This window comes from Noviherbaspirillum sp. FW303-A3, assembly GCF_058788695.1.
The window spans coordinates 1-26530 of sequence record NZ_JBYTAZ010000001.1; the positions used below are offsets into that span (position 1 = coordinate 1).

Consider the following 26530-nt stretch of genomic DNA (forward strand, 5'->3'; position numbering starts at 1 on the left):
GGATGCAACGCTGCTGCAGCGCTGGCGACAATGTCTTGAAGAGCTCCTTCAACAGCGATCCCCATCCGCACCCGACGTCGAGAATGTTGATGCGTTCGCCAGGTATCGTTTGAATCAAACTGCGAACCAATCTTAAGGTTTTGTTTCGCTTCAAGACCCGGCCGCGCAAGCGCTTGAGTGCAGTGCTGAACGCATATCTCAGCGGTTCTGCCTGTCTGCGTGCATTCGACTCCCTCTCGTACGTTACCTCATATGCAAAGTCGACTTCCAGCTCTTCATACGCCGGAGGATTAGCCAGAAACACAAGACCGGTTTCCATGCATTTCTTCAATATCCACGGTGCCGGCGCATACGGAACATCGGCTTCCTCGCCGCGGCGTTCCAGCAGGGGGGATACGCGATAAGCGCCCTGATTTTCCTTCACAGCTTCCCTCATTGTCTACGTCCTCACATTCAGCTCGTTTGTCCGCGAACCATAGCGTGATCGCATCGCGCTTCGACGATAGCCGGCCCGATGTGAAGATTGTGTAAAGATGGCCAGGTAAAAGCTAAGTTAGCGGAAAGGACAGGACAAAACGGCTTCCACCTTCCGTGCGCGTTTCCAAATTGATTTCCCACCTCAAGTGGTCGACAACGCGTTTCACGATAGGCAATCCCAAGCCCGTGCCGGTGTGTTGATCATGATCCCCGCGAACGAAACGCTCGAATAATCGGTTGCGTACCGAATCGGGGATGCCGGCCCCACTGTCTTCGATGACAAGACGACCGCCTGTCAACCTGGATATGCACGGCACCGGCGTCCGTATATTGGCAAGCGTTACGAAGCAGGTTACCAACGGCGATACCGGCAAGCTCTGTCAAGGAGGGAGACGTACCTATTCATGCGCCATAAATAATTAAGTGTGTCTATGAACGCCGCTGCATGGTCCTGACGGCAGTAAGGCACAAGGCAAGCCAGGCCACCCCTTCCGCGATTGCTGCGAGCACATCACTCAAATAATGGACGCCCAAATACACCCGGCTAAAGCCAACCAGCATGATCATCGTTATGGCCACGAGCACTGCCAACACCTTCCACTGCCATGTCGTTGCCATGCTGACAATCAGTGCGGCGGCAAATCCATAGAGCACGGTCGCGGCCATGGTATGACCACTAGGAAAACTGTACGTGGTCGGGTTCAGGTCGACATTTCCCAAGGCAGGACGCGCGCGGTGAAACGCGAACTTCAGCAGCACGTTGAGCAGCATCCCGCCAGGCACCGTCAGAGCGAGCGCAAGCAGCCGATGCCAGAGGCGTTTCCATCCTAGATACGCCGCGAGCAGCAAGGCGAGAAGGCCGATCCCTGTAACATCATGGACTCGGCTGACAGACGACATAAATGCAGTCAATGGCGCATTTGAATGCGCATGGAACCACATGGCGACTGCCTGATCGACCTGGGTCAGGGAATCATTTGTGACGACATCTTCGGCGATCCCGCCGAACATCCAAGTGGCGGTAATGAGCACCACCAAGCCTACCGTCAATTGGAGTCCCAAATAGCTGCCCGGCGTCAGTCGTTCCTGCAACCAGACAATTTGCGGGTAAAAACGGCGTCGCAGCGCCTTGACGCGTGGCCCCTGATCTATGCGCGCCCAGCTCCGCTTGATGCCTGCCTCATGGCGTACCAGCCAGCGCCACACCCAGCCAAAAACGATGACGAGCAGCAACGCGCCGCCGAAGATCACGCTCGCGCGCCCCATCCAATGCTCGGCGAAGCGCCAACCCCTGCCCAGAACATATCCCAGCAAGATAAAGCCGACCGACCAGAGCGTGGCACCGAGAGCGTTATAGCAAAGAAAATGACGATAGGGCATGCGGGTGAAACCTGCAACAAAAGGCACTAGCGCACGCGCAAAACCGATGAACCGGCCAAAGAAGACTGCTTTGCCGCCATGGCGCGAAAAGACTTCCTGCGCCCGTTGCAGCCGCGCAGCGCTTATGCCGATGCGGTTGCCATGATGCAGAATCCATGGCCGGCCGAGCTGCCGGCCTAATTCGTAACCGATGTTGTCGCCCAGGATCGCGCCGATCACGGCCATGAACACGACGCCGTCGAGGTCCAGCATCCCTTGTGCCGAGAGAAAGCCGGCCACCAGCACCAAGCTTTCCCCCGGCACGAATACCCCTAGAAAGGCGGCAGACTCCAGGGTCGCCCCCAAGAAGATCACGAGGTAGCTCCACTGGCCCAACCGGCTGACGAGATCGATCAGATAATCAGGCATGATGACTCCTGATCGCATCGAGCCCCATCAGATATGCGGTGCGACGGCAAATGTCCAAACAGCCCAAGTGAGCGCAACCCAAATCCCCACGACTAGGGCCGCGCCCCAATAATTGCGAGGCTTGCGCCCCTCGCGCGCCATCCATGCATCCCCTTGTTCCCGGCATTCCTGCAGCACACCAGGAGGTACCAACTTGACCGCGATCCAGATAAGACCGGGTAACAATATTGCGTCATCCACATACCCCAAAATTGGAATGAAGTCGGGAATCAAATCAATTGGGCTCAATGCATATGCAACGACAAAAACACACAGCGCCTTGGCAAGCAACGGCGTCGCCGGATGTCTGTACGCGAACCAGAGCGTGATCGCATCGCGCTTGATGCGACGGGCCCAAAGGCTGATTTTCTCGAATAACGACATAGCTAAAACTTCTTTTACTGGTTTTTGAATAGTTTGCCGGACCGAGCGATCGTCATATCCGGCACCGACAGACACAAGCACGCATATCGACACAGCCTTTCGTTTCGTCTGCGTAGTATGACAGTTCCCTGATCATCCACTCACTGACTGCTCGGAACCGGGCTTTCGATTGCGCAATCATAGATGATGGCAGGCAAAACGCGAAAACCGACCGGTCTTTCATGGCGCCGCGTCATTCATTTTGCATAGCCGACGCGCCAGAACTCCTCCGGCTGTCAGGTTGAGGCAAAAGCGCCTGGCTTGCAGTTTCTTGGGATGAATCATTCCTGCCGGTTCGTGCCGCGAGCGGTCCTAAATCCGGCTTCTCCTTCAATGCGAGCAGTGCAAACTTCCCGTATTGACCGACAGGCATCAACATACGCCCGGCTGCCTCCGGCAGGTTCTTCATTTGTTCGCTTTCCATGGCGACCATCGCCGGCCCCTCTTCCAAACGCCGCAACAGCAGATCGGGGCGGGCAAGGCGCTCAGCTCTTCCCTGACTATAAAAGGCGGCGGAATACAGACGTCCGCCGCCGATAATAACCAATGGTTCGTCGCCATGACGTCTGGCCTTGTATGCGGCGACCAGTGACTTGGCCGACTTGTACTGATCCCGATCTGCCACGCGCAAATTGATGAGGAATCCTGCGTAGCCGAAACCGGTAATAACCAACCCCAGGGTCAACAGCTTTTCGACCCTTTGTTGCGGTAAACGAGAGAGGCAGGTCGCAATCCATAGCGCCAGAGCTGGCATGCCCGGCAAGACATAGGCCCACAATATATTTCCCGCCAGCGTGAAGAACACGCAGGGCATCAATCCCCAGCACAACAAGTAAATCGGCCACGATCCTTCGTCGCTGCGTCCGTGTCCGACAAGTCTGATATCCCGGTGCCAAACGATCGCCGCCGCTGGCAATAGAAGACTCCATGGCAGCCAATCCGCCAAGGCGAACAACCAGATCGTTCCGCGAGGATATTCATGCGCACTGCCGTACAAATCCCCCGTCCAGCCTGGAGTCACAAACCGATGCCAGTGCTCGCCGATTAAAAAATAGTCGAGAAAGCCAGGCGTACGCAGTTCAGCGGCGATGTACCACGGAAAGACAATGGCGGCAGACAGAGCAGCCCCGCGTACCCAGGGCAACGCGCGCCAGACCGTCAGGAAGCTTTTGGAGGCGAGTGACCATAACGCGATCGGCGCCCCGATCAAAATGAGAGCGACGGGGCCTTTGGCCAACAGTCCCAATCCGAGCCCGACAAATAGCAGCCAGCGTTGACGTGTTTTCTGCTCGGGCGTCCCCTGCAAGCCCAGCCAACATCCACGCATGGCAATGACCGCACTCAACGTTAATGCCATATCGGTCATGACCATGCCGGCCGATAAAAAAAACAGACCCGACCCAGTCAGCAGAACCACCGAGTAAAGTGCCTCACGTTGAGACCGTTGCGCAGCGGTTTTCCATACCAGCCAGACCGTGACTATCCCCATCACCCAATGGGGCAGACGCGCGGCAAATTCATTGACGCCAAACAGTTTAAAGCTCGCCGCAGTCAGCCAGAACGACAAGGGCGGTTTGCCCCAAAACGGCACGCCATAGTCAAACCACGGCGTTATCCAATTACCAAGTTCGACCATCTTGCGGGCAATCTCGGCGTAGCGGGCTTCTGTTGTATCCATCAATGGATACATGCCAAGGGATAACAATCGAAGCAATACGAGCGCCACGAGGCATGACACGACCCATCGATTTTTCAACACTGACAGTGTCTGCGTCATTTGAAGGCCCCAACAACTTCGGCGTGTTGTGGCGCATCCGCGATGGATGAAGGTTGATATTCTTCAAGCAAATAGAGCGGGCGGCGCTTGCTTTCAACAAACAACCGGCCCAGGTACTCGCCGATCACGCCCATGGCCATTAACTGCAAGCCGCCTAAAAACAGGACGGTGACAATTAACGTGGGAAAACCCCTGACAGCATCGCCCAAAAAGAGCGTCTTGAATAAAAAGTACAAGCCGTAAATAAATGCCGCAGCAGCGCAAGCGAATCCAAGGTAAGTCGCCGCTTTCAAGGGTGCGATTGAAAAGCCCGTGATGCCCTCAATGGCAAAGTTCCATAACCGCCAATAACGCCATTTTGTTTGTCCCGCAGCGCGGCCGTCCCGGTCATAGTCGAGGGTGATTTGGGGGTAACCGATCCAGGCGAACATCCCCTTCATGAAGCGATTGCGCTCCGAAAGCAAGTTCAACGCATCAACCGCCCGCCGGCTCAACAAGCGGAAGTCGCCGACATCTTCGGGAATCGGCACTTCGCTCAAGCGATTGATGATGCGGTAAAACGCATGCGCCGTGGCTTTTTTGAGCCATGATTCGCCGCGGCGGTGACGTCTGCGCATGTTCACCATATCGGCGCCGTTCGACCAGGCGGCGAGCATGGCCGGGATCAGCTCCGGAGGATCTTGCAGATCGGCATCAATGATGATGACGGCATCTCCCCGCGCGAGTCGAAGCCCTGCGCTCATCGCTTCTTCCTTACCGAAATTGCGGCTAAAGCGTGCAATGCCGACATGCGGAGTCAGCAGACGCAATTGCTTGAGAATCTGATGAGAGTTATCGGTGCTGCCATCATCAATGTAGACGACTTCCCAACCACCTTGCACACCCGTGAGTGCGTTCACCAGGCGACGATGGAATACTGGCAATACTTCTTCTTCATTGAATACCGGCACAACAACAGTTAACGTGAGCGGAGGCGGTTCGCCAGCATCAACGCTGTAGAGCGGGGGAGGTGTTCATCGAAATGTCCAGACACGGTTGAAGCCATAGGTGAAAAACAAGGCAAGCAAAGTCGCCGCAATCTGGCCTATCATGTAATGCCATGCAAAAAGGGCCGTGCTGGCCCAGACCAGAGCGGCACTCAAACTTGCGCCCATCGCCGCCACCACCAGAAATCGGCTGAGCGCGGACCAGTGCGGGGATGCACTGGAGAAGGTGAATCGCCTGTTTCCCCAATAAGCGACCAAGGCGCCGCAGCCGGAGCCGATCGTTGCGGAATAGGCTGGACGTAAATGCCCGCCTTCCACCAAGAGGAACAGGACGAAATAATGCACGCCGGTCGCAATGCAACCGACCAAGGAATAACGTAGAAATGCCATCACGACCTAATGCAAATCAGACTGCCCAGCGTTCAACGATAGCCGGTCCGGTGTGAAGATCGTGTAAAGATGGCCAGGAAAAAGCTAAGTTAGCGGAAAGGACAGGACAAAACGGCTTCCACCTTCCGTGCGCGTTTCCAAATTGATTTCCCACCTCAAGTGGTCGACAACGCGTTTCACGATAGCCAATCCCAAGCCCGTGCCGGTGTGTTGATCATGATCCCCGCGAACGAAACGCTCGAATAATCGGTTGCGTACCGAATCGGGGATGCCGGCCCCACTGTCTTCGATGACAAGACGACCGCCTGTCAACCGGATATGCACGGCACCGGCGTCCGTATATTGGCAAGCGTTACGAAGCAGGTTCCCAACGGCGATACTGGCGAGCTCCGACCGGGCATAGACCCACACTTCATGCGGTGCGTCAAAGCGACACTTGACAGGCTTGCCGACCAGAAGAGGCTTGTAGCGCGTTAATTCCCGCTCAACCACGGATCTGAGTTCTATTCTGGGTGCATCGAGCGTCTCTGGAGCACGGGACAACAGCAGCAGCGCGCTCACACGCTCGGCCGTGTCGGCCGCGGCACGCCGGATGCGTTCTGCAACCGCCAGCTGCTGCGGCCGGCCATCAAGCTGGAGTTTTAACAGTTCGGCTGCGCCGAGAATAATCGTCAGCGGTGTGCGTAGTTCGTGGCTGACATCGCCGGTGAAAAGCCGCTCACGGTTCAAGAAGCGTTGTAACTCATCGGTGCGAGTCGCAAAAGCACGGGCGAGGACACCCATTTCGTCTTCCGATTCAAGTGATGGAAGTGTACCTGGGGGGACGTTGTGGTTGATCGCCTGCGCTAACGCGGTAACTGGCGCAATCACGCGTCTGGCGGTTGCAAGGCCAAGAAAAATGGCGAGCGCCAGACTGGCGACAAAGCCTGTACCCAACGCAATATGAATGAGTTCCTCCACATGCTCAAACTCACTCTGGTCATCCACTACGACAAAGCGCCGCCCCGCATCTACCAGAACAAACGCATGCAGTTCCTCTACATCGAAGAAGAAATCATGAAACCCTGCTTCTAATTGCCGCAAACGCGGGGGGATTGCATCATCGACATAAAACCTAATCCCGGGAGGGGTATCAAGGGGCTCGCCTCGCAGATGTCGACTGATCAATTGCGTGGAGAGCGATTGAAGGCGTTTATCGACGAGATATTGTTCTGCGACTTCAACGGAAATATAAGCGACGCCGGAGAAAAAAATGCCGAGTGTGAGCGCAAGCAATACATACGACCAGGCAATGCGGCTACGCAACGACAACTTATGCTTCATTGCCGTCAACCAATCGGTAACCCACTCCCTGCACCGTTCTCAGCATCGGCACTGGAAAAGGCTTATCCAGCGCCTGGCGCAGAGCGTGCATATGCGAGCGTAGCGCGTCGCTCTCCGGCGGGTCATCGCCCCAGATTGCTTGCTCCAAGGCTTCTCGCGTCAGCACGTGTGGTGCTGCCCGTAACAGCGCAGCCAACAGTTTATAGCCGGTTGGAGTGAGTTCGAGACGGTGGCCGGAACGTGTCGCCTCGACGCGACCGAGGTCGAAACGTAAGTCGCCGAATTCCAGAATGGCGTCGATGTGCTCATTTCTGGCGCGGCGAACCAGCGCCTTCAGCCGGGCATCGAGTTCGATCAGCGAAAATGGTTTCACGAGGTAATCATCCGCCCCGCAATCGAAACCGGTCAATTTATCCTGTATGGTGTCCCTGGCGGTCAGCATGAGTACCGGCGTCGGCCGGCTCCACTCCTTACGCAGCTTCCGGCACAGTTCCAGGCCGTCCAGTCCGGGAAGCATCAGATCCAGGACGATCGCGTCGTAATGGCCCTTGGCCGCATATTCAAGTCCAACGATGCCGTTGCGGGCGCAATCCAGCGTATAGCCGAGCGGTTCAAGAAAACCGTACAGGTTTGCGACGATATCGGGGTTATCTTCAACGAGTAGAACACGCATTATGATGTTTCATGAATTTTGTATTTGCCAATACAGCGCACTGCGATTTTGGTGGAACTATATACGAAAGAACAGATATTCTCGGCGCAAGCATTCTTTCTGATCCAAAAGCAGACTTGCTTGGACGAAAGCACTCCTATGCTGATGGCCTCGAACATACCCGCGTTGACGGCAATTGAGATTCACCGCACGGCCATGACTGAGGGGCGGCCGGGTCTTGGGTTATGCCAAGATGGCCGATGGTCAGGGACGTGGTGGCCCCAGCGTCGAGGGAACTTCGCCACTCCACCTTTCGCAGCAAACTGCCGGCCGCATTATCCTGGAACTGGATGGCTTCCTTCATAGCGCTACACGGTGCCGTCGTGGTGCCAGCCGCCTTTCCACTTGATGTCGTGGAATTGGGCACCGGAGCGGTGCGCACTCGTGGCCATTCCCTGGTGCAGACTGTGATCGGAAAGCTGCGACACTAGCTGAACCGGCTTTGCACATGCCTCCAATATCGCCTTGACCCGCCCGTATGCAGTGATTCAACGAAAACGCAAGACCACCAGATAGCTGAATTATGGTCGCCTCTTCACTCGGCAGCGACTTGCAGGAAATTCGGAAGAAGTTGCACGTTAGGCCAGCACTACTTGAGATAGGATTTGAGCACGGCGACTACCTGTTCCAAATCCTCATTTCGCTGCCTTGATGAAACAGCATCCGGACCGAGGTGTTCCCGGATATGTCCCTCCAGTACCTCTGCCATCAGGCCGTTCACCGCCCCCCGAATCGCGGCGATTTGCTGCAGTATGGCGACGCACTCAGTCTCATGTTCCAGCGCCTTCTCCAATGCCTCCGACTGCCCCCCAATGCGGCGTACGCGGGTGAGCAAATGCTTTTTCGTTTTGATGGTGTGTGGCATGGCGCTCTTAGTGCAGCAAGGTATAGTGGGGTATAGTATATTGATTTGCGGTAAAGGACACCATTCAATGCATTCTTCTTCTGTTGAGGACTGGCGCCACTCCCACGTTTTTGACGGGGGCAATCCGCTGGCCGAGAGAAATACACGCTGGGCAGTTATGCTGACCGTCATCATGATGGGTGTCGAAATTACCAGCGGCTGGATGTTTAATTCAATGGCGCTGCTGGCCGATGGTTGGCACATGAGTTCGCATGCCTTGGCGCTCGGCTTGTCCGTGCTCGCTTATGGAGCGGCGCGGCGATTCGCCCATGATGCGCGGTTTGCCTTTGGTACCTGGAAGATAGAGGTGCTGGGCGGCTACACGAGCGCGCTCTTCTTGGTCGGGGTTGCCGGACTGATGTTGTACCAGTCGATTGAGCGATTGATCGCGCCGACGCCGATTCACTACGACCAGGCTATTGCGATTGCCGTGGTCGGACTATTGGTCAATCTCGTCTGCGCCTAGCTACTCAAGGATGTGCATGGTCACGAGCATCACCATGCACATCACGATCACAAATCCCACAACCATCATCACGACTTGAATCTGCGCTCCGCGTATCTGCACGTCGTGGCCGACGCCGCTACCTCGGTTCTGGCCATCGCGGCGCTGTTTGGCGGAAAACTCTGGAGGGCAAGTTGGCGGGATCCACTCATGGGGTTCCTTTGATTTCCGTGCACTATACGACGGTTGCCACCTCTAGCATTCATGCGGGTTCCAGCGGTGTGCGTCGCAGCATTCCCTTTTAAATCAATCACTTGCTGTTTGTCGTTTTCGACAGGTATGATGGCGCGCATTGTTCTTTTCGCCAAGAATAACAATGGACCACTGGCACGCCTCTTACCTCGGCCTGCGTCACATCCCGCCTGAACTCAACGAGTTCGAACTCAACACGTTCTTCACATTTTCCTCCAAAGAGCGCGTCCTGATCGACGAAAGGCGCCGCGACCTGTACCGCCTGGCTCTGGCCCTGCATCTCGGTTTCGTGCGCATGACCGGCCGCACGCTCGATGCGTACCGGCAGATCCCGAAGGCACTGTGGACGCATCTTGGCGAACAACTGGGCATCGCGCCGCCCGAGATCGGCACGCTGCGTTCGCTGTACGACACCCGGCCGCGCACGTTGATCGACCACCAGCAACTCGCGTACCAGGCGCTCGGCTTTGCCGCCATGACCGAGCACCAGCGCCGCTACCTGGTGCGCTGGCTGAAGGAAACGCTGGTCGGCCGGCCTGACACATCGACACTGCTCGCCCAGGTCAAGTGCTGGCTGTACGAGCACCGCATCCTGATCGCGCACGACCGCCTGCTCAAGCGCTTGATTGCCGAGGCGATCCGCAGCCATGAGGCGTTCCTGGAGAGGACGCTCATGCAATCGGTTGGCGATACCACGATCGCTGAGTGGGGCCGGCAGCTCGCCGCGCCGGAGGGCGAGCACGGCAGCCTGCAGCAATGGCTGTGGGCGGTACCGCTGAAACATTCGACGGTCCAGATGGCCGAACTGTTCGACAAGATCGACCGGCTCTACGCGCTGAAGGTGGCCGCGGCCTGGCCGGCGGACGTGAACGAGACCCTGGTGCGCCATTACGCGCGCCGTTGCGCGAACCGCCCGCCGTCGGTCAGCAAGCGCATTCAGTCGCAATCGCGGCGGCTGGAAGCCGCCTGCTTCATGCGCTATGCACTGTGCTCGGCGACGGACCAGCTGCTGGCGATGTTCCGGCGCTGGGCGATCGACGTCACCAACGAGGCCGGCAGGCAGGTCGACGCCGGCCGCCCCGATCTCAAGAAGCAGCTGTGTGGCTTCGCCGAGGCGGTCAAGGCACTGGCGCTGGACAAGACCCTTCCTGCCGACGAGACGCTGGACAAGATTGCCGATCTGGCCGACCAGACGCTCAAGCAGCATGCGCCGAGCCGCCGCAGCCTGATCCGCCTGCAGCTGATGACCAAGAGCGCCCAAGCGCGCGCCATGCTGCACAAGCTGGTCAAGCTGCCGTTCGAGGCGGAGACGCAGCATCCCGTGATCGACGCGATCAACATCCTGCGCCGCCTGTACGGTCCGAACGGCGGCAACGAGCTGCCGGCCGACACCGAGACCAAACTCGGGCGCGTGTGGCGCGAGCTCATCCACGGTAAGGACCGCGTCGAGGCGTTGCGCGCCTTCGAGTGGGCGACGATCTCCGCGCTGCGCATGGCATTGCGCAACGGCTCGGTCTACGTCGACCACAGCTTTTCATTCCGCAGCCGCGCGACGCTGCTCATTCCCGAGGACGAATGGAAAGCCAAGCGCAACCACTACTACGGCCATCTCGAACTGCCGCAGGACCCGAAAATCTTCCTGGCCAAGATCGTCGGCCACCTCGACCAGGGCCTCGAACGCCTGCGCGACGCCTATCTGCGCGGCGAGGTCCGGATCGAGGACGACGGCGTGCACAACGAAGCGCTCGTGGCCGAAGACAAGAAGCCGCATCTCGACGCCCTGCGGCGCGCAATCTTCGAGGACCGGCCGGTCGGGCAACTCCCGAAGATCATCCTCGACATCGACAGCGAGGTACGGTATTCCTGGATGCTGCTGGGACGCGAACCGCGCTCGCGCAGCGAGTTGCTGCTTGTGTACGCCGCCGTCTTCGCGCACGGCACCTCGCTGTTGGCCGCCGATATTGCGCGCATGATTCCCGAATTGAAGCCGGCGGCGATCCGGCAGATGATGAAGCTGGTCGCCGACGAACGGAAGCTGCGCGAGGCGGCCGACGCTGTGCTCGGCTTTATGCACCGCCATCCGATCGCGGCCCATTGGGGACGCGGCGACTTGGCATCGTCCGACATGATGAGCCTGGAGACGACGCGCACCATCTGGCAGGCGCGCGCCGATCCGCGCCGGCGCACCGCCTCGATCGGCATCTACACCCATGTGCGCGACCGCTGGGGCATCTTTTACGACATGCCGATCCTGCTCAAGGAGCGCCAGGTCGGCGCCGCCATCGAGGGCGTCGTGAGGCAGAGCGGCACCAATGACGTCGCCCAGCTCGCAGTCGACACCCATGGCTACACCGATTTCGGTATCGCCGTGGCCAAGGGCTTGAAATTCGACCTGTGCCCGGTCCTGCAGCACATGCGCGACCGCTACCTGCATGTGCCGGTCGGCCACCTGGTGCCGGGCGAAGTGCTCCCCGTGGTCGCCGGCGACGTGAACCTGCACGCGATCGAGGCGATCTACGACGAATTCGTGCGCGTGGTCGCGTCGATCCAGAGCGGCCGCTGCACCGCGGTACAGGCCTTGCAGCGCTTCGGCTCGGCCGCCCGCGGCCAGGACGTGTACGACGGCGGCGTGCAGCTCGGGCGCCTGCTGCGCTCGATCTTCCTGATCGACTATTTCACCAATCCGGCGTTCCGGCGCGAATTGCGGCACGCCCTGAACCGCGGCGAAGCGGTCCATGCGGTGCAGCGCGCCGTCCACACAGGCAAGATCCCGACCGAGCTGGCCAAGCGGCCGGAGTCGCTGGCGGCCGTATCGTCGAGCCTGTCGCTGCTGACGAATGCCCTGATGGCGTGGAACACGCAGCACATGCAGCGCACCATCGAACGGATCGAGACGGTCGGCGGCGAGAAACTGTCACCGGAAGACCTGCGCCGCATCGCGCCGACCAACCTAGAAGGTATCAACCTACGCGGAACGTTCGAGTTTCCGCTGGCGGACTATGCGCTGCGCATCTTGCCCAGCAGTGCGTCCATCCCACTGGAGACAACCAGGACACGGTCAATGTGATGGCATCCATGCAGATCGGCGCTACTCTCTCAATCGACAGTCATGGCATGGATGCCCGCTTCGGCTTGTGCCGCGCGAGCGACGCGCTTACCGGCGGTACCGCTCCGCAAGTCGAATCGATGCTGAAACCCAGCAATTGCAACTGCTTCACGCGTACGGTCAACGCCAGCCGTAGCGTGAGCCGCTCCTATTAAGTTCTTGCCAAAAAGTCAATTGCGAGCCCAGCTACGGCAGCAACGATTTCTTGACAAAATCGCTACATCGTTCTCGGGAGCGAACGCCTTTTCTCGAAGTACTGCCAAGGGCACGTCGGTTTCCGGCAGGACCGGTGCAAAGTGATGCCTGGTTGTTTTATAAGGAAGTATTTCTTTGTTGAACAGAATTGAACGAAAGATGTGGTCGACGGAGAACGGCTCCGCAGTCCACCAGTTCACGACCGTCACCCTGGGATCCCGGTAACTCAGCAATACGCATGGTAAATAGCGTAGTCCCAGAATCTGCGCCGCGCGTATTCTATGGTTGCCATCCATGACGATACCGGTTTCGCGTTCGACCGGGACCGGTGTGGTCCATACATCGGCATGCTCGATGGCGGTTGCGAGAATCTGTACGGCCTCCGGATCGACTTGTTCGGATGGAAGGAAGAAGGTGATCGGCTTGATGGCGATGCGGTAGGATTCGTTATTGAGCACTTGCCTTCCCCTTGAAAAATAGATCGATCGCTTCAGCGATCGTCTCAATTTCTTGCTCGGTGTTGTAGGCATGGACTGACGCACGCACGACTTCGTGCAATCCGCGCGCATGCATGTCCAGCATGGTGGAGCGAAAAGTGGATGTGGTCACATTGATGCGCTGCGGCTGCAAGGCAAGCATCCGCTGTAACTCTTTCGGTTCGCGATCCTTGACAGTAAATGTCACGATACCCGACTTCACCAGACCGCCGTCGCGAATCCTCACTCCGTCGATTTCCGCAAGCCTTGCGCGCAGTCGATCGGCAAGCGCCTGAATGCGCAGCCAAATCGCGTTGACACCTAGTCCCAGTGCGTAGTCGACGGCCGCTCCCATCCCCAGTTTGGCGGCGATGTTGCACTCCCAGTTCTCGAAGCGCCGCGCGTCGTGGCGTATCTCGAACTTGTCTGGCGATTGCAACGTCGCTGCATGCAGATGGAGGAAAGCCGGCTCGAGCTGCTGGCACAAGTCCTTTTCGACATAAAGAAATCCCATGCCACGCGGCCCGCGCAGATACTTGCGGCTGGTGGCCGAGAGCATGTGACAGCCGATCTTCTTGACATCGATCGGCAAGTGGCCGACTCCCTGGCAGGCATCGACCAAGAACCATACACCGGCTGCCCTGGCGATCGGTCCGATCGCGCCGATCGGTTGGATGGGGCCGCCATTCGATGCGATAAATGGCAGTGAAATGAGCTTCACGCGCTTGTCGTTCAACATCTCGCGCAATGCACGCACGGATACCTGTCCCTGCTCGTCGTTTGGAATGATCCTGATCTCAATTCCCCGATTCCGTTGCAGCTGAAGATACGGGATATAGTTGCCGGCATATTCCGTCGTCGAGGTTAGAATGACATCCCCCTTCGCAAGTGGAAGGGAATAGAACACCATATCCCATGCGCGCGTCGCATTCTCGACCACGGCGATCTCGTCCGGATGCGCGTTGAGCATGCGCGCGACCGAACCATAGACTTTTTCCAGGCGGTCGCCTGCCGCATCCGCAGCCTCGTACCCGCCGAGGCGGCCTTCCAACTCGAGGTGGTCAATGACTGTATTCAGCACGACGCGAGGCATCAGGGCGGCCCCCGCATTGTTGAAATGAATGGCCTCATTTACTCCTGGCGTGTCGGCCCGCAGTTGCGCTACGTTGAGCATCCGTTCCTCGATCTGAAATTCAAACAACGCCGTCGACAATCACGTGCCCAACCCCCATCGAGCAGCACTCGATGCGGGCATCGATTCTGTACACTTCGCGCAGCATTCTCTCCGTGATAACCTCGCGGGCTAGGCCGCTCGCCCTTGCAGTGCCGCTCGCGATCACGAGCGTCTGGTCGGAAAATCGCAACGCTTGGTTGAGATCGTGGATGGCGATGAACACAAGCATCCCCTTCTCCCTGGCCAAGCGCCGCATGAAATCGAGCACCTGGATCTGCCGGTGCAAATCGAGCGCACTGGTGGGTTCGTCCATGAGCAGGATTTCCGGTTCGCGCGCAAGTGTCTGCGCGATCGACACCAGTTGACGCTGTCCTCCGCTCAGTTCGCCCAGGTTGCGAAACGCAAGGTCGGCGATACCGAGTGATGCCATGGTGGCATCAATTACCTTCAGATCGTCGTCATGCACCGCCCAGCTTGGCGTCTGCTGCTTGCGTGCCAAAAGGACAGATTCGTAGACCGTCAGTCTCGCATTGGCGTTGATTTCCTGCGGCATGTAGCAGATCCCGTCGAGCCCCTTGCGAGAGCCTTCGAGATGAATGTTACCCGGCCCTTTAAGCAGTCCGGCCAAGCGCTTGAACAATGTCGACTTCCCCGCTGCATTGGGGCCGATGACCGAAACAACCTCCCCGCCGTGGAATGCGGGGGTATTGATTCCGGAAATGACCAAGTGTCGCCCGTAAAGCGCACCGATATTTTCCAGTCGTAGTCTCACCATGCGTTCCTCTTGCTGCCAAGAATGAGCGAAATGAAGAACGGCACACCGATGAGCGACGTTACCACCCCGATCGGGAAGATGGCGCCTGGCATCAGGGTTTTACTCACCACTGAGCTCAGCGAAAGTACAAGCGCTCCAGTCAGCAACGAAGCAGGCAGGAAAAAGCGCTGGTCTTCCCCGATCAGCATGCGGGCAATATGCGGCCCCACGAGACCGACGAAACCGATCGTGCCAACGAAAGCAACCGGAATCGCGGCCAACAGGCTGACCATTACCAGGGTCTGGAACCGAAGGCGCGGCACATCGACCCCGAAACTGGCAGCCTTGTCGTCTCCCAAGCGCAGCGCAGTCAATGCCCAAGCCCGGCGTGCAAAGATCGGCAGCGTGACCGCAATGACGAGACAGGTCACGGCCAGCTTCGGCCATGTGGCCTTGGTCAGGCTACCCATGGTCCAGAACACGACAGCGGCAACTGCCTGTTCAGTCGCAAAGTACTGGACGAGTGCAAGCAGGGCATTGAAGGTAAACACCAGGGCAATCCCCAGCAGCACGACCGTTTCGGCGGTCACGCCACGGCGCATCGAGAGCAGATGGATCAACAAGGCGGACAACATTGCCATCGCAAATGCATTGAGCGGGACGAGGTATTCAGTCGCCACCGGGAAAAGCTTGACCCCGAAAGCGAGTCCCATTGCAGCGCCGAAACTTGCGGCGGCTGAAATGCCCAGCGTGAAAGGACTTGCCAGCGGATTGTTCAGTATCGTTTGCATCTGGGCGCCGGCGAGCGACAGCGCAGCGCCAACGACGATCGCCATCAGGGCGACGGGCATGCGGATCTCCCACATCACGACCCTTACCTGCAAGGAAGTGCTGTCGGGAAGAAACAAGGCGCGCACGACTTCGTCGAGGCTGTACCGTGCTGGTCCGAGCGCCAAGTCGAGCAGGAGGCTCAACAGCAGCAGAACGATGAACGCCGCAATCAGCAGCCGCTTGCGCCTGACGATTGCCCGATAGACGGTGCGCTGCCCGCTTTCCGTCAAACAGACCGCGCTCATTGGTGGGCCTCCATCTTGTTTTTCAAGCTCACGAAGTAACCGGGCCTGTGTTCAAAGGGCAGAAAGCGCTGATGCAGTTCGCGGAAGGTTGCATCCGGGTCGAGGTCGGGGAAGAGCGTCGGATGGAACCATTTTGCAAACTGCTGGATCGCGACGAACTGGTAAGGACTGTTGTAGAACTGGTGCCAGATCGCGTGAAATTCCTGATTCCGGTTCGCCTTGATACCCGCATAAGCCGGCCGCTTTGTGTAGGTTTCGAGTTTTCGCGCCGCTTCCGTCAGGTCTGCACCCGGTCCGACTCCTACCCAGCTTCCGCCCGGCACATACGCTTCCCAGTTGGCGCTGGTGACCACCACCTGGTCGGGATTGACCGCCACGACCTGTTCCGGATTCAACTGACCGAACGTGCCGCGAATGACGTCCTTGGCGATGTTCACGCCGCCGGCCATCTCGACGAACTTGCCGAAGTTTTCATGTCCAAAGCTCAGGCAGCAGTCCTGGGTATATCCGCCAATCCGTTCGATGAATACCTTCGGGCGTGTCGGCTGGCGGGCCTGGATGACGTCGGTGACGCGTTGAATCTGCCTAGCGCGGAAGGCAATGAACTCCTCGGCGCGCTGCTCCTTTCCGAACAGTTTGCCAAACAGCCGCATGGTCGGCTCGGTGTTTTCGATCGGATAGTGGCGGAAATCGATGTAGACCACCGGGATACCCAGTGCGCCGAGCTTCTCGATGGTACGCGCGTCCTGGCTGGCGCGTTCGGCCTCGATGTTCAGGAAAACGACATCGGGCCTTTGCGCAATCGTCTGTTCGATATCGACCGTGCCGTCTTCAAAGCCGCCGAAGGTGGGAATGTCGGCGATCTTTGGAAACTTTTGCAGATACAACGCGTAGGTATCCGGATCGGCCTGGATCAGGTCCTTGCGCCAGCCGACGATGCGTTGGATCGGATTATCCGTATCCAGCGCCGCAACCAGATACAGCTGGCGCCCCTCTCCCAGGATAACGCGTTGTACGGGCACGCGGACCTGCACCTGCCGCCCGAGAAGATCGGTTACCGTGACCGTGCCGGGTGCGGCGTCGGCAACGGCCTCACCTCCCTTTGCCGGATTAAAAAAGAAGAAGAATCCGGCGAGAAGACAGACCGGTACGAGGAGAATGAGGGCTACGGCCCAGCGACGTTGAAATGCCATGATAAAGACTCTTGCGAATGAAAAGGATTACTGCCGCGTCATGCCGGCGGGTTGAATCACAGCGTGTCCCCGTCTCATGGCCAGCGCGGCAACCGCGGCCATGGCGTAGAAAAACGCAACGAAGAAGTAGGTGTATTCCAGCCCGACGGCCTGACTCAGCCAGCCACCCAGCACAATGCCGCCGATCGATGATAATTGCGATGTGCTGTACGCGACGCCGAGGATATAGCCCTGCCGCAGGCTGCCAGCCACCCTGGATATCTGCGACATCAATACCGGCGTGGTCGCTCCCAGCAGGATGCCCCAGGCGAAATGCACGCCGATAAATACGCCGATATTGCGCGTGGCGCCAGCGACCGCCGTCAAGCCTGCGCAAGCGCCGGCGATGCAAGCGATCCAGCGGATCGTCTCGGACAGGGATTTCTTCTCGAAATGCTTCGCCCACATCGCCGCCGACAGAATGAAGCCCAGCGCGAGCAAGCCGTAGCACAAGCCCACCACCCAGTTGCTCACATCAAAGATCGAGCGGACATACAGGGAGAACGGGGTCTGGGTAATCATACGGCTCACGAGCAGTATGCCGATGACGCCAAGCAGGCCAAGAATGGGCGGCGAGCGCCAGGTGAGCAGCGCGCCGGCGTCCGCCGGACCGACGGCCGTTTGCGCGGCTGCTGGTGCTGCCTTCGCTGCCGGTGGTACGTTCGGCAATATCAGCCACGCGGCCAAGGCACACAAGGCGCACAGGGCCGATGCAGCAGCATTGATCCAGAAAAAGGTCGTGTAATCGAGAATCAGGCCGCCGACGACCGCACCGGCGAGTGATCCGACATTGGTCGATACCTGCAGGTAGGCGAACAGGCGGGCCCGGCGCGACGGCGATTCGATGGTGACTCCATAGGCTTGCGCAGGGGCGATGTATCCTGCGCAGGCGCCCTGGACGAAGCGCAGCGCGAGGATCATCCAGATATCGCTCGTGTAGGCCAATGCCAATTGGGTCAGGGACAAGCCGAGCAAGGCCCGGATCATCATCGGCTTGTGCCCGAACCGGTCGCCGATCCTCCCCCAGAATGCGCCGGTCAACACGATGCCGAGCATCGGCCCCACGTAGACTGCAATGCCGGCAAAACCTAACAAGAGCTCAGAGGCGTCGAGCGACTTCAAATGAAGGGGCCAGAAGGGGCCGCTCATTTCCATGGCGCCCATGGAAGTGAGCTGAATCACGAAGAGAACGTGAATCAGACGCGACGCTTGGCTCGGCGCTATGGCGGCGTTCGACATCGGTCAGATCCCGCCGTCCGCCGATACCAGCGGGTTGGGCAGATCATGCTGCAGACGGTAATTGGAGTACTTGAGCAGATGCATTCGCAGTACCGAGCGCGTCGGCCAGGGCTGCTCGAGAAACGCCTCTCGCTCCGTTGCCCATAGCGCCTGGGATACCCGCGGTGCCAGCACGTCGAAGGCACCCGCCGTCTCTTCACGCAGGATTTCCCACAGGCGAGCCGAGCCGAGTTCATACTCGCGCGTCAGCAGCATCGCCAGTTCGTGCAGGTGACAGACGAAGCAGGCATCCAGCACGAAAGTGCGAACCGGTTCGATATCGTCGGTGAAGACGGTAGGGAGAATTCCTGGATGGACATAGGGCTCGAGCCCGTATCCACGCTCGGAAAGCAGAGGCGCATAGGTGCGGCCATCCCCGAAATCCCGTATCAGAAGGCTTCTTGGCGTCCCATCTGCGGCGAACAGCACGGAAGTGTTCTGCTGATGCGCTTCAAGTCCGATTCCGTAGAGCAGATAGATGGCGATCACTGGACGCGTAACTGCTCGCGCATACTGCTTGAACCAGGTTTCCACCACTTCCGGAGCAGGACGAGTCCCATTGCGCTCGATCAGTTCCGTTACGAGCGGCCTGCCGTTCGCAGGCGAACCGGTGAATAACGCAGCGACCGTGACTGGAAGAAGGCCATCGGTCCGCTCGAAGGCATCCCGGCTCGCGCGATACGCGACCGACAAATGGCGCCCGGGCCGGTCTTCCTGCTTCACCGCATGCTTGTAGTGGAATGCCACTTCTTCCGGGAAGATGTCGAGCGCCTTGCCGAGTTCCTTGTCGGCGGCAAGAATGCTTTTGATCACCGTGCTGATGCGCGGCCCCATATGGATCGATTTCGCCTGCAGGCTGCGCTGTTCGCTCGTGAGCCACAACGCAATGGGCAGTTTGATGAACGGGGCGGCTTCAGGCTCCTGCGGCATCATGGTCCGGAACGACATGGTCGGCAGCGTCTCGACGTCCGGGCCATCCAGGATCAAAATGCCCTCCTCAATCTCTGCGGCATACTCCTTCCCCACATAATTTTCGAGGTGCCAGGAATGGATAGGCAGCGGAAGCCAGTCCCGTTCATTCAACCGTTTCGCGTTCAATCCGTCTTTCCAGCTGTTCCACAAGTCGGGAAAGTTGTCGGCGAACCAGTCCTGGTAACTGTGTACGTGGGGCATGCGTTCGATATAGGCCATGTCCGCACGCAAGGACGCGATGCGTACCCGGACCTTCGCATTGAACTCCGGCGACAGCAGGGCCACTTCCTCGGGGCTCAGGTCCGGCTTGGATTTCCAGGTCGGGTAGAACGGGTGGCCTTCGAGCGAACCCCATTGGTCCAGCAGCATCGCGGCGTCCTTGATGGTGGCGTGCTTGTGCAGGTAATCCGCAAGGCCGCCGGCACCGGCGGAATCGATGAGTTTGTTCAGGTCCGCAGCCCACGCATCCCGGTGGATACGGGCAAGCGCATCGTTGGCGATACTGTTCTCGATATCCGCCTTCAGGCCGGCAACGCCTTCTTCGCTGAGGGAAAAATCGAAGCAGGGGCGCAGCAGATCGATCAGTTGATCGGACGTGTCGATGGCAGTGCGCGCACCGCTGGATTCGATGAGGGTGATGGCTCCACGGTTGATGAAGGTATCCGCAGGCGCCGCCCACAGGTCTTCGAAGAAAACGAGCGCGTGCTTGTGCCAGAGTGGAAACCATGCACAGCATCCCTGAGGAGCGAATATGAGCAGGCTCTTGTCGAGGATTTTCTCGGCGAACAGGCAGCGGACGACGCGCCGCAAGGCATTGCGGTGTGCGAATGCCAGCGCGTCATTCTTGCGCTCCACATAGAAAGCGCTGTCGGGTTGCAACAAAATCGGATTGGTTTTCATAGGATAGAGGTGTCAGGCTGGCCAGGTTTCGGGAAAGTAGTCGAGCGCGGACCCGCGCAGACCACCCATGTAGGCGACATTCCAGTTGAATATTTCTTCGATATGCGGGACATTCAGATTCAGCCGCTTCGCCATCTTGACGAGCAGCGCGAGACCGTAGGCCACGTCCTCATGGAATGCGCGGCTTTCCTTGTCGATGACGTAGCCGGCATTGCCGTCCGCAGGCACCAGCGGCGCCTGGATCTCGTCATAGGCCCGGTTGGTTCGCAATACCGACAGCATCGTGCCGTGATCGCGTATCTGGTCTTCGTAGGCCTCGATGATTTCCTGCTTCAACGGCTTCACCGAAGACAGGTCCACGCCCAGGCGCTGCTCGATGGCCTTGCAAAGAAGCTGGCTCTCTTCGTCGCTGCGTTCCAGGAAGTACGCGCCCAATTCGGGGCAATCGGTCCACCAGCAGATGGGCGACGAAAACGTCTTGTTGTGCCACTGGCCGTATGGCCCGACCAGCCCGTATACCACCGAGGGGTGCATGATCGGGTTGCCGGGCGTGAGGGTGATTTCCAAGTAGTGGTTCAGCAGCTCGACGGGAGATTCGTACAGCCGCTGCAAATGTGCCAGGAGGGTTTGGCGCGCCGCTTCGGTCTCGCGCACATGCGTCCCGATGTAAAGCGTGCTCTTTGCCCCGCCCATCTTGACCGACACGCCAGGCGTCAGGTCGTAGGCAGTATGGGGCACGTCCTTCATGCCCCAGATGACGGCATTGGGCCGCTCGGCCAGGGCCTTCTCCGCCAGCCAGTCGAAGCCGCAGAAGCCGGGAATCGCTCCCACATAGACGGGCTTGTGCGACGGCAGGCTGGATGCGATCGACTGCAGCAGGTCCGGCCGCGCCTGCGCCGGCACCGTGATGACGACAACATCCGCGTCCGCCATGATGCCTTCCGGTTCACGCGCGACGGCATCCAGGCGGGCGTCGAGCGTTTTCCCGTCTGGCAGGATTGCCGTGACAAGGCCTTCGTCACGGCAATGCCGGTCAATCACGTCCTGACGGCTCGTGAGCAGGGATACGCGCACGCCGGGAAGCTGCTTGAACAGCACGGCATTCAGGTGCCCGGTTCTGCCCCCGCCGCAAACGACCACGTTCAACGGCTTCATCCTGCAATCCCTTTCCGGAGTCATGCCACGCTCAGACGTGGGACCGCGCGCGGCGCTGGTTCGCTCACGCTTTCCTGGGATAGCCAGGCGTCGAGACTCTCCCAGATACCCGGATCCAGCAGGTTGCGCTCTTTCAGCCAGTCCTCATTGAACACGGTGTGGAGATATTTTTCTCCGCCATCCGCCACCGCGGCCACAACATTGCCGCCAATCAGTCCGCTGTGAATGAATTCCAGCGCCTTGTAGATGACGCCACCCGTCGAACCGCCCACGAGCAGCCCGGTGTGTTTGGCGACATACCGGGCTGTCTCGAAGGCCTGCGAATCGGTGACCTGCACCCCCATGTCGATGCAACTGTAGTCGAGCACCAGTCCGACGGTATCGCCCTTGGGCGTGCCGGTTCCCGATTGATAATAGGGGCGGCCCGGCTGGCCGAACACGATCGAGCCGTCCGGCTCGACAGCGATTGTCTTGGTGTGGGGATTATGCAGCTTCAGTCCGCGTGCGATCCCTGTCATCGATCCGCCCGTTCCGACGCAACCGACATAGGCATCCACGGGGCCGCCGATCTGCTCGATGACTTCCCGTACAAAATCGAAATATCCGCCGGCATTGGCGATATTGTCCGACTGGTTCATGAACACGGCGCCCGGAATCTGGCTGGCCAGTTCGGCGGCCATGCGCTGGCGTTCGACGACGGCAACTTCGTCCTCCCGATAGTCTCCTGCGACGTAACGGATCTCCGCGCCGAGTGCGCGCATCACGGCGATCTTGTCCTGGGCCGCATGGTGGTCGACCACCGCGATGAAGCGCAGGCCGAATTCGATGGCCGTGATGGCAAGGCCGATCCCGGTATTGCCGGAAGACGACTCGACAATCACGCCACCCGGTTTGAGGCGCCCGGATTTGAGCGCCGCAATGACCATGTTGCGAGCCATCCTGTCCTTGATGCTGCCACCCGGATTGTTTTTCTCGATCTTGAGCAGCAACCTGGAGTTCTTTGCAGGAATCGGAATGCTCAGGATAGGGGTATTGCCGATCAAATCAGTCACTTTGTTCAGAATCATCTCAATTCTCCGTACTATCGTCAGGTGAAATAGTCATCTTTCCAGCTGCGTCGTAAGCGGCGGCAATCCTCCGCGGCATCGGATGACGGTGAAATTCGTTCTCCAGCAAGTCCATCTGGTAACCGGCCGTGTTGGCATACACGAGCAGGTCGCCGGCCTCCGGCATCCTGTCGAAGCCGATCAGCCGATTGGTGATGACGTCGTCGTCGAGGCAGCTGTGCCCCGCGATATAGGCCTGACCTGGCGCTGCACCGTTGTCGCCGGATTTCTCTGTCGCCACGAGTATCGGGTCGACCAGGAATTCGGAGGCGAACCAGGTTTCGCACGCGCTGAAGCTGCTTCCTTCGACGAAAATCACATGGTTTCCCGCTGCCAGCGGCTTCACGCGGGTAACCTTGAATACGGAAATGGCGGCCTGGTCGGCGAGGCTGCGCCCCGGTTCGAGCGCCAGAGTGAGATCCATCGCGTTCAGATATTCGGCGACCGACTGGCCATCCGCGCACGGCGACTTCAGCAGGCGGTCCAGCCATTCGCAGGCGCCGATGCGTCCGCCATAGGGATAGAAGGATTCGGGTACCTTGCCGTTGCGGTAATGCTCCTTGCACGGGTATTGCAGGAACGCCTCGTACTCGTCGCTGTCCACATACCGGATCGGCAGTCCGCCGCCGATGTCGATCATCCGCGGGCCGAGGCCCAAGCCGCGCGCCGCATCGATATAACGGACAAGTTCGCGCAGCGCCTGTGCCCGCGTTTCATGCGCATAGCCGCCGAGATGGAAATGGAATCCCTCGAATGCAAACTGCTTCCTCGCCTCAACGAGGCGATGCAGGCATCGCATGAGATCCTCTCCCCCCATCCCGAACCGGCTCGCGCGGGAGGCGTCGGGACGATACCGGAGAAGAATCCGCGCCCGGCGATCCGGTGCGAGCCTGCGGACGGATTCTTCCAGTTCCGCAAGCTCTTCGGCGGAATCGATCGAAATCAGTGCGCCGTTGGCGATCAGTTCGGCATGGAACGCCGCCGTCTTCGCCGGGCCGGTTGCGCAGAGTCTTGCCGGATTCGCTCCGGCACGCAGCGAATCCCTCATTTCATGGATGCTGGACACGTCCACGCCGATGCCGGATTCCACGGCGGCGCTGACCAGCGCCTGCGACTTGTTGACCTTCGCGCCGTAGAAGATCTCGAATCGCACCTGATGCGCGCGCAATACGGAACGAAACGCTTCCACGTTTTGCTTCAGGATATGCGGCCAGACAATGTTGAGCGGCGATCCATATCGGTCGGCCAAGGCCAGCAGCGTCTCCGGCGAGGAATGGACAAGGTCGGCGATCGACCGGTCGAGTATGGGCTTGAGCGACATCGGCTCCCGGATCTGTATCCGTCCCATGCCTGTTTCGGTCAATGGCTTGTCGCTTCGCATAGGCCGCCTCCCTTTTCCAGTATTGCGATTGCAGGTGGGATCAGAAATCCACCGAGGCGGACAACAGCACGGTACGCGGCGCCCCCTGCACGAAGCCGCCCCACGATGCCACGCCCGACCAGTAGTCGCGGTCAAATGCATTGAGGAGATTGGCCCGGAAGGTCGTGGATTTGCCGGCGACCTTGGTGGCATAACGCGCGCCAAGATCAACCTTGGTCCACGCGGGAAGGCGTGCCGTGTTCGCCTGGTTGACGTATTGCTTCCCGGTGTATGCAATGCCGCCGGTCAAGGTGAGTCCGGTTACCCAAGGCGTGTCCCATTCGGCGCCAACGTTGGCTTGCACCGACGGCACGCCGATCGGTGTCTTGCCGAGCGTGGCGGCGCTGTTGGTCTTCGTCAGTTCCGCATCGATCAGCGTCACGCCGCCAAGCAGCCTGACGCCGCGGGCTGCCTCACCCAGCACGTTGATCTCCAGGCCGCGGTTGCGCTGCTCGCCATCGACGCCGAAGACGTTGCCGGTCATCTGTCCGCTGGGCTTGGCGATCTGGAAGAGGCTCACCGTGGTCATCACGCGGCCATGATCGAACTTGACGCCGATCTCGTGCTGCTTGGCCTTGTACGGCGCGAAGACCTCGCCCGCATTGGCCGCCGTCGACGGGGCGGTATCGCCCTTGCTCAGCCCTTCGATGTAGTTGGTGTAGAGCGAGACGTTCTGCCAGGGTTTGAAGACCAGGCCGACCAGGGGGGTGACGGCGCTCTTGTCGTAGGAAGAAGTGACCGCGCCGGTGGTCGGATTGAAATTGTCCGACTCGACCTGCTGGTGACGCGCTCCGAGGGAAAGCAGCACGCGATCGTTCAGCATGGACAAGGTATCGGCGAGCGCAACACCGGAAAGCTTCGTTTCCGAGATTTTCGATACCAGAGCCGGCGCCGCGACAGCCTGGCTGGGATATGCCGCCGGCGTATAGATGTTGGAGGTTACCGCTGTGCCGTTTCTGGAACCCCGATCCAGCTGATCGCGATAAGTGCTTGCCTGCAGCGTGACGGTATGGCGTACCGCCCCGGTATCGAAGCGGGTACGCAGGCCGGCGTCGGCGGTCGACCGTTCGATGTCGAAGATGAAGTGAGCGGGGGTCGTGCGTACATCGCCGGCCGCATTCAGAATCTGCGGGCCTCCGAAAAGACGGTTAACGTCGGTCTGACTGCCGCCGGCGTTGGCGAACAGCGTCAGCTTGTCGTTCACGTCATATTCGGCGCGCAGCAAGACCGACTGGTCATCGATCTTCGCCCATTCCCATGCCTGGGAGACATTGCGGCGGCCGTCCGGCGCGTCGGGCACGGCGACTCCCGCCGCAATGGTAAACGGGCGCGAGGGAGCATCGAAGCGCTCCCGCTGATCGATCACATCGAGCGATGCCCGCAGCCGTTCGCCCTGGTAGTCGAGCGCCACGGCGCCGACGGTCGCTTTCCGGGACTGGTTGTCCACCGGCGTGTCGCCCTGGTGATGACTGCCGTTGAATCGCACGCCGAACTGGCGATCCGCGCCGAAGCGCCGGCTCACATCGAGATGGCCGCCACCCTGGGAGCTCGATGCATAATCGGCCGTGAACCGCGTGAGGTCGGTATTCAACGCGCGCTTGGGAACAATGTTGATGACGCCGCCGATGCCGCTGTTCGGGGACATGCCGTACAGCAGTGCCGCGGGCCCCTTGATCACCTCGACGCGCTCGACATAATCGGACAGCACGCGGAAATTGGGCGCCACGCCGTATTGCCCGTCAAACGCGATTTCGCCCAGGTTGCCTTCGCCAATCGGAAATCCGCGAATGAAGAAGGCGTCAAGGATGCCGCCTGTCTGGCCGGTCGCGCGCACTGACGCATCCTTGGCCACAACATCCGCCACAGTGGCGGCCTGCTGGTCCTGGATCATCTGTGAGGTATAGCTGCTGATGCTGAACGGCGCCTTCATGGCGTCCGCGTTACCGAGCAGCCCCAGCCGTGCGCCGCGCGCAGCTTGGCCGCCGGCGTAGGCCTGCGGAAGACCGCCGGACCGCTCGGCGCTCACCTTGATCTCGGAGAGTGTTCGCGCGTCTTCAACCGCCGCCTGTTGCTCCCCTTGCTTGGTCTGTGCTTGAGCAGCAAATCCGGTCACCAGCATGCCGGCGAAAGCCATGCGCATGGCAAACGCCAGCGGTTTGAGAAGCATGGC

Annotated in this window: 23 protein-coding genes and 2 pseudogenes; 4 read left to right on the top strand and 21 right to left on the bottom strand. The window is 59.4% G+C overall.

What is annotated here, in order from left to right:
• The 9 genes and pseudogenes from AC3WOY_RS00005 to AC3WOY_RS00045 all read right to left on the bottom strand — a co-directional run.
• A partial coding sequence (locus AC3WOY_RS00005; protein WP_492420096.1) for a hypothetical protein occupies positions 1 to 436 on the bottom strand: 436 nt, incomplete at its 3' end.
• 112 nt (positions 437 to 548) lie between these two features.
• Positions 549 to 794, bottom strand: coding sequence for a sensor histidine kinase (locus tag AC3WOY_RS00010; protein WP_492429107.1), 246 nt, complete (start codon positions 792 to 794; stop codon positions 549 to 551).
• A 112-nt stretch (positions 795 to 906) separates the two neighbouring features.
• Positions 907 to 2265 carry a bifunctional DedA family/phosphatase PAP2 family protein gene (locus AC3WOY_RS00015; RefSeq protein ID WP_492420098.1) on the bottom strand — a complete coding sequence of 453 codons (1359 nt, stop codon included), beginning with the start codon at positions 2263 to 2265 and terminating at the stop codon, positions 907 to 909.
• Positions 2266 to 2292: 27 nt separating this feature from the next.
• On the bottom strand, positions 2293 to 2688 hold the full coding sequence (locus AC3WOY_RS00020) for a YkvA family protein (RefSeq protein WP_492429109.1): 396 nt from the start codon (positions 2686 to 2688) through the stop codon (positions 2293 to 2295).
• Positions 2689 to 2920: 232 nt separating this feature from the next.
• Positions 2921 to 4504 carry an ArnT family glycosyltransferase gene (locus AC3WOY_RS00025; RefSeq protein WP_492420100.1) on the bottom strand — a complete coding sequence of 528 codons (1584 nt, stop codon included), beginning with the start codon at positions 4502 to 4504 and terminating at the stop codon, positions 2921 to 2923.
• Positions 4501 to 5466: pseudogene (locus AC3WOY_RS00030) on the bottom strand (glycosyltransferase family 2 protein); the annotation flags it as partial. The gene AC3WOY_RS00025 and the pseudogene AC3WOY_RS00030, both read right to left, overlap by 4 nt.
• Positions 5467 to 5517: 51 nt before the next feature.
• Positions 5518 to 5880 carry a GtrA family protein gene (locus tag AC3WOY_RS00035; RefSeq protein WP_492420102.1) on the bottom strand — a complete coding sequence of 121 codons (363 nt, stop codon included), beginning with the start codon at positions 5878 to 5880 and terminating at the stop codon, positions 5518 to 5520.
• 84 nt (positions 5881 to 5964) lie between these two features.
• Positions 5965 to 7203: a sensor histidine kinase gene (locus AC3WOY_RS00040; RefSeq protein WP_492420103.1), complete on the bottom strand. Its 1239-nt coding sequence runs from the start codon at positions 7201 to 7203 to the stop codon at positions 5965 to 5967.
• Positions 7193 to 7876: a response regulator transcription factor gene (locus tag AC3WOY_RS00045; protein WP_492420105.1), complete on the bottom strand. Its 684-nt coding sequence runs from the start codon at positions 7874 to 7876 to the stop codon at positions 7193 to 7195. Before AC3WOY_RS00045 ends, AC3WOY_RS00040 begins: the two co-directional genes overlap by 11 nt.
• A gap of 11 nt (positions 7877 to 7887) precedes the next feature.
• Between AC3WOY_RS00045 and AC3WOY_RS00050 the strand changes: the two genes are divergently transcribed.
• The gene (locus tag AC3WOY_RS00050; RefSeq protein ID WP_492420107.1) at positions 7888 to 8055 is read left to right on the top strand and encodes a hypothetical protein; all 168 of its coding nucleotides are present in this window, start codon (positions 7888 to 7890) and stop codon (positions 8053 to 8055) included.
• A gap of 449 nt (positions 8056 to 8504) precedes the next feature.
• Here AC3WOY_RS00050 and AC3WOY_RS00055 read toward each other — a convergent pair whose 3' ends face one another.
• Positions 8505 to 8780, bottom strand: a complete 276-nt coding sequence (locus AC3WOY_RS00055) for a metal/formaldehyde-sensitive transcriptional repressor (protein ID WP_492420109.1) — start codon at positions 8778 to 8780, stop codon at positions 8505 to 8507.
• Between the two features lie 67 nt (positions 8781 to 8847).
• Between AC3WOY_RS00055 and AC3WOY_RS00060 the strand changes: the two are divergent.
• From AC3WOY_RS00060 to AC3WOY_RS00070, 3 genes and pseudogenes are all read left to right on the top strand, one after another.
• Positions 8848 to 9486: pseudogene (locus AC3WOY_RS00060) on the top strand (cation diffusion facilitator family transporter); the annotation flags it as partial.
• A gap of 154 nt (positions 9487 to 9640) precedes the next feature.
• Positions 9641 to 12583, top strand: coding sequence for a Tn3 family transposase (locus AC3WOY_RS00065; protein WP_492420111.1), 2943 nt, complete (start codon positions 9641 to 9643; stop codon positions 12581 to 12583).
• Positions 12580 to 12777 carry a hypothetical protein gene (locus AC3WOY_RS00070; RefSeq protein ID WP_492420113.1) on the top strand — a complete coding sequence of 66 codons (198 nt, stop codon included), beginning with the start codon at positions 12580 to 12582 and terminating at the stop codon, positions 12775 to 12777. Before AC3WOY_RS00065 ends, AC3WOY_RS00070 begins: the two co-directional genes overlap by 4 nt.
• Before the next feature lie 15 nt (positions 12778 to 12792).
• Here the strand turns inward: AC3WOY_RS00070 and AC3WOY_RS00075 are convergent, their stop codons facing one another.
• The 11 genes from AC3WOY_RS00075 to AC3WOY_RS00125 are packed head-to-tail and all read right to left on the bottom strand — an operon-like array spanning position 12793 to position 26527.
• A complete protein-coding gene (locus tag AC3WOY_RS00075) occupies positions 12793 to 13275 on the bottom strand; it encodes a ParB N-terminal domain-containing protein (protein ID WP_492420115.1) in 483 nt (160 codons plus the stop codon).
• On the bottom strand, positions 13265 to 14467 hold the full coding sequence (locus tag AC3WOY_RS00080) for an aminotransferase class V-fold PLP-dependent enzyme (protein ID WP_492420117.1): 1203 nt from the start codon (positions 14465 to 14467) through the stop codon (positions 13265 to 13267). The genes AC3WOY_RS00075 and AC3WOY_RS00080 overlap by 11 nt, the downstream gene beginning before the upstream one ends.
• A gap of 19 nt (positions 14468 to 14486) precedes the next feature.
• Positions 14487 to 15242 (bottom strand): ABC transporter ATP-binding protein, encoded by a 756-nt coding sequence (locus tag AC3WOY_RS00085; RefSeq protein WP_492420119.1) that lies wholly within the window; start codon positions 15240 to 15242, stop codon positions 14487 to 14489.
• Complete coding sequence (locus AC3WOY_RS00090) at positions 15236 to 16297, bottom strand: FecCD family ABC transporter permease (RefSeq protein WP_492420121.1); 1062 nt, start codon at positions 16295 to 16297, stop codon at positions 15236 to 15238. The genes AC3WOY_RS00085 and AC3WOY_RS00090 overlap by 7 nt, the downstream gene beginning before the upstream one ends.
• On the bottom strand, positions 16294 to 17490 hold the full coding sequence (locus AC3WOY_RS00095; RefSeq protein ID WP_492420123.1) for an ABC transporter substrate-binding protein: 1197 nt from the start codon (positions 17488 to 17490) through the stop codon (positions 16294 to 16296). Before AC3WOY_RS00095 ends, AC3WOY_RS00090 begins: the two co-directional genes overlap by 4 nt.
• 27 nt (positions 17491 to 17517) lie before the next feature.
• Entirely contained in the window at positions 17518 to 18711 is a 1194-nt protein-coding gene (locus AC3WOY_RS00100; RefSeq protein ID WP_492420125.1) for an MFS transporter, read from the bottom strand.
• A gap of 60 nt (positions 18712 to 18771) precedes the next feature.
• Positions 18772 to 20679 carry an IucA/IucC family protein gene (locus AC3WOY_RS00105; protein WP_492420127.1) on the bottom strand — a complete coding sequence of 636 codons (1908 nt, stop codon included), beginning with the start codon at positions 20677 to 20679 and terminating at the stop codon, positions 18772 to 18774.
• 12 nt (positions 20680 to 20691) lie between these two features.
• Positions 20692 to 21834, bottom strand: a complete 1143-nt coding sequence (locus AC3WOY_RS00110) for an NAD/NADP octopine/nopaline dehydrogenase family protein (RefSeq protein WP_492420129.1) — start codon at positions 21832 to 21834, stop codon at positions 20692 to 20694.
• Positions 21835 to 21854: 20 nt separating this feature from the next.
• Positions 21855 to 22901 (bottom strand): PLP-dependent cysteine synthase family protein, encoded by a 1047-nt coding sequence (locus tag AC3WOY_RS00115; RefSeq protein ID WP_492420131.1) that lies wholly within the window; start codon positions 22899 to 22901, stop codon positions 21855 to 21857.
• Position 22902: 1 nt separating this feature from the next.
• Entirely contained in the window at positions 22903 to 24321 is a 1419-nt protein-coding gene (locus AC3WOY_RS00120) for a Y4yA family PLP-dependent enzyme (RefSeq protein WP_492420133.1), read from the bottom strand.
• A gap of 40 nt (positions 24322 to 24361) precedes the next feature.
• Entirely contained in the window at positions 24362 to 26527 is a 2166-nt protein-coding gene (locus AC3WOY_RS00125; protein WP_492420135.1) for a TonB-dependent receptor, read from the bottom strand.
• Positions 26528 to 26530: the final 3 nt, after the last annotated feature.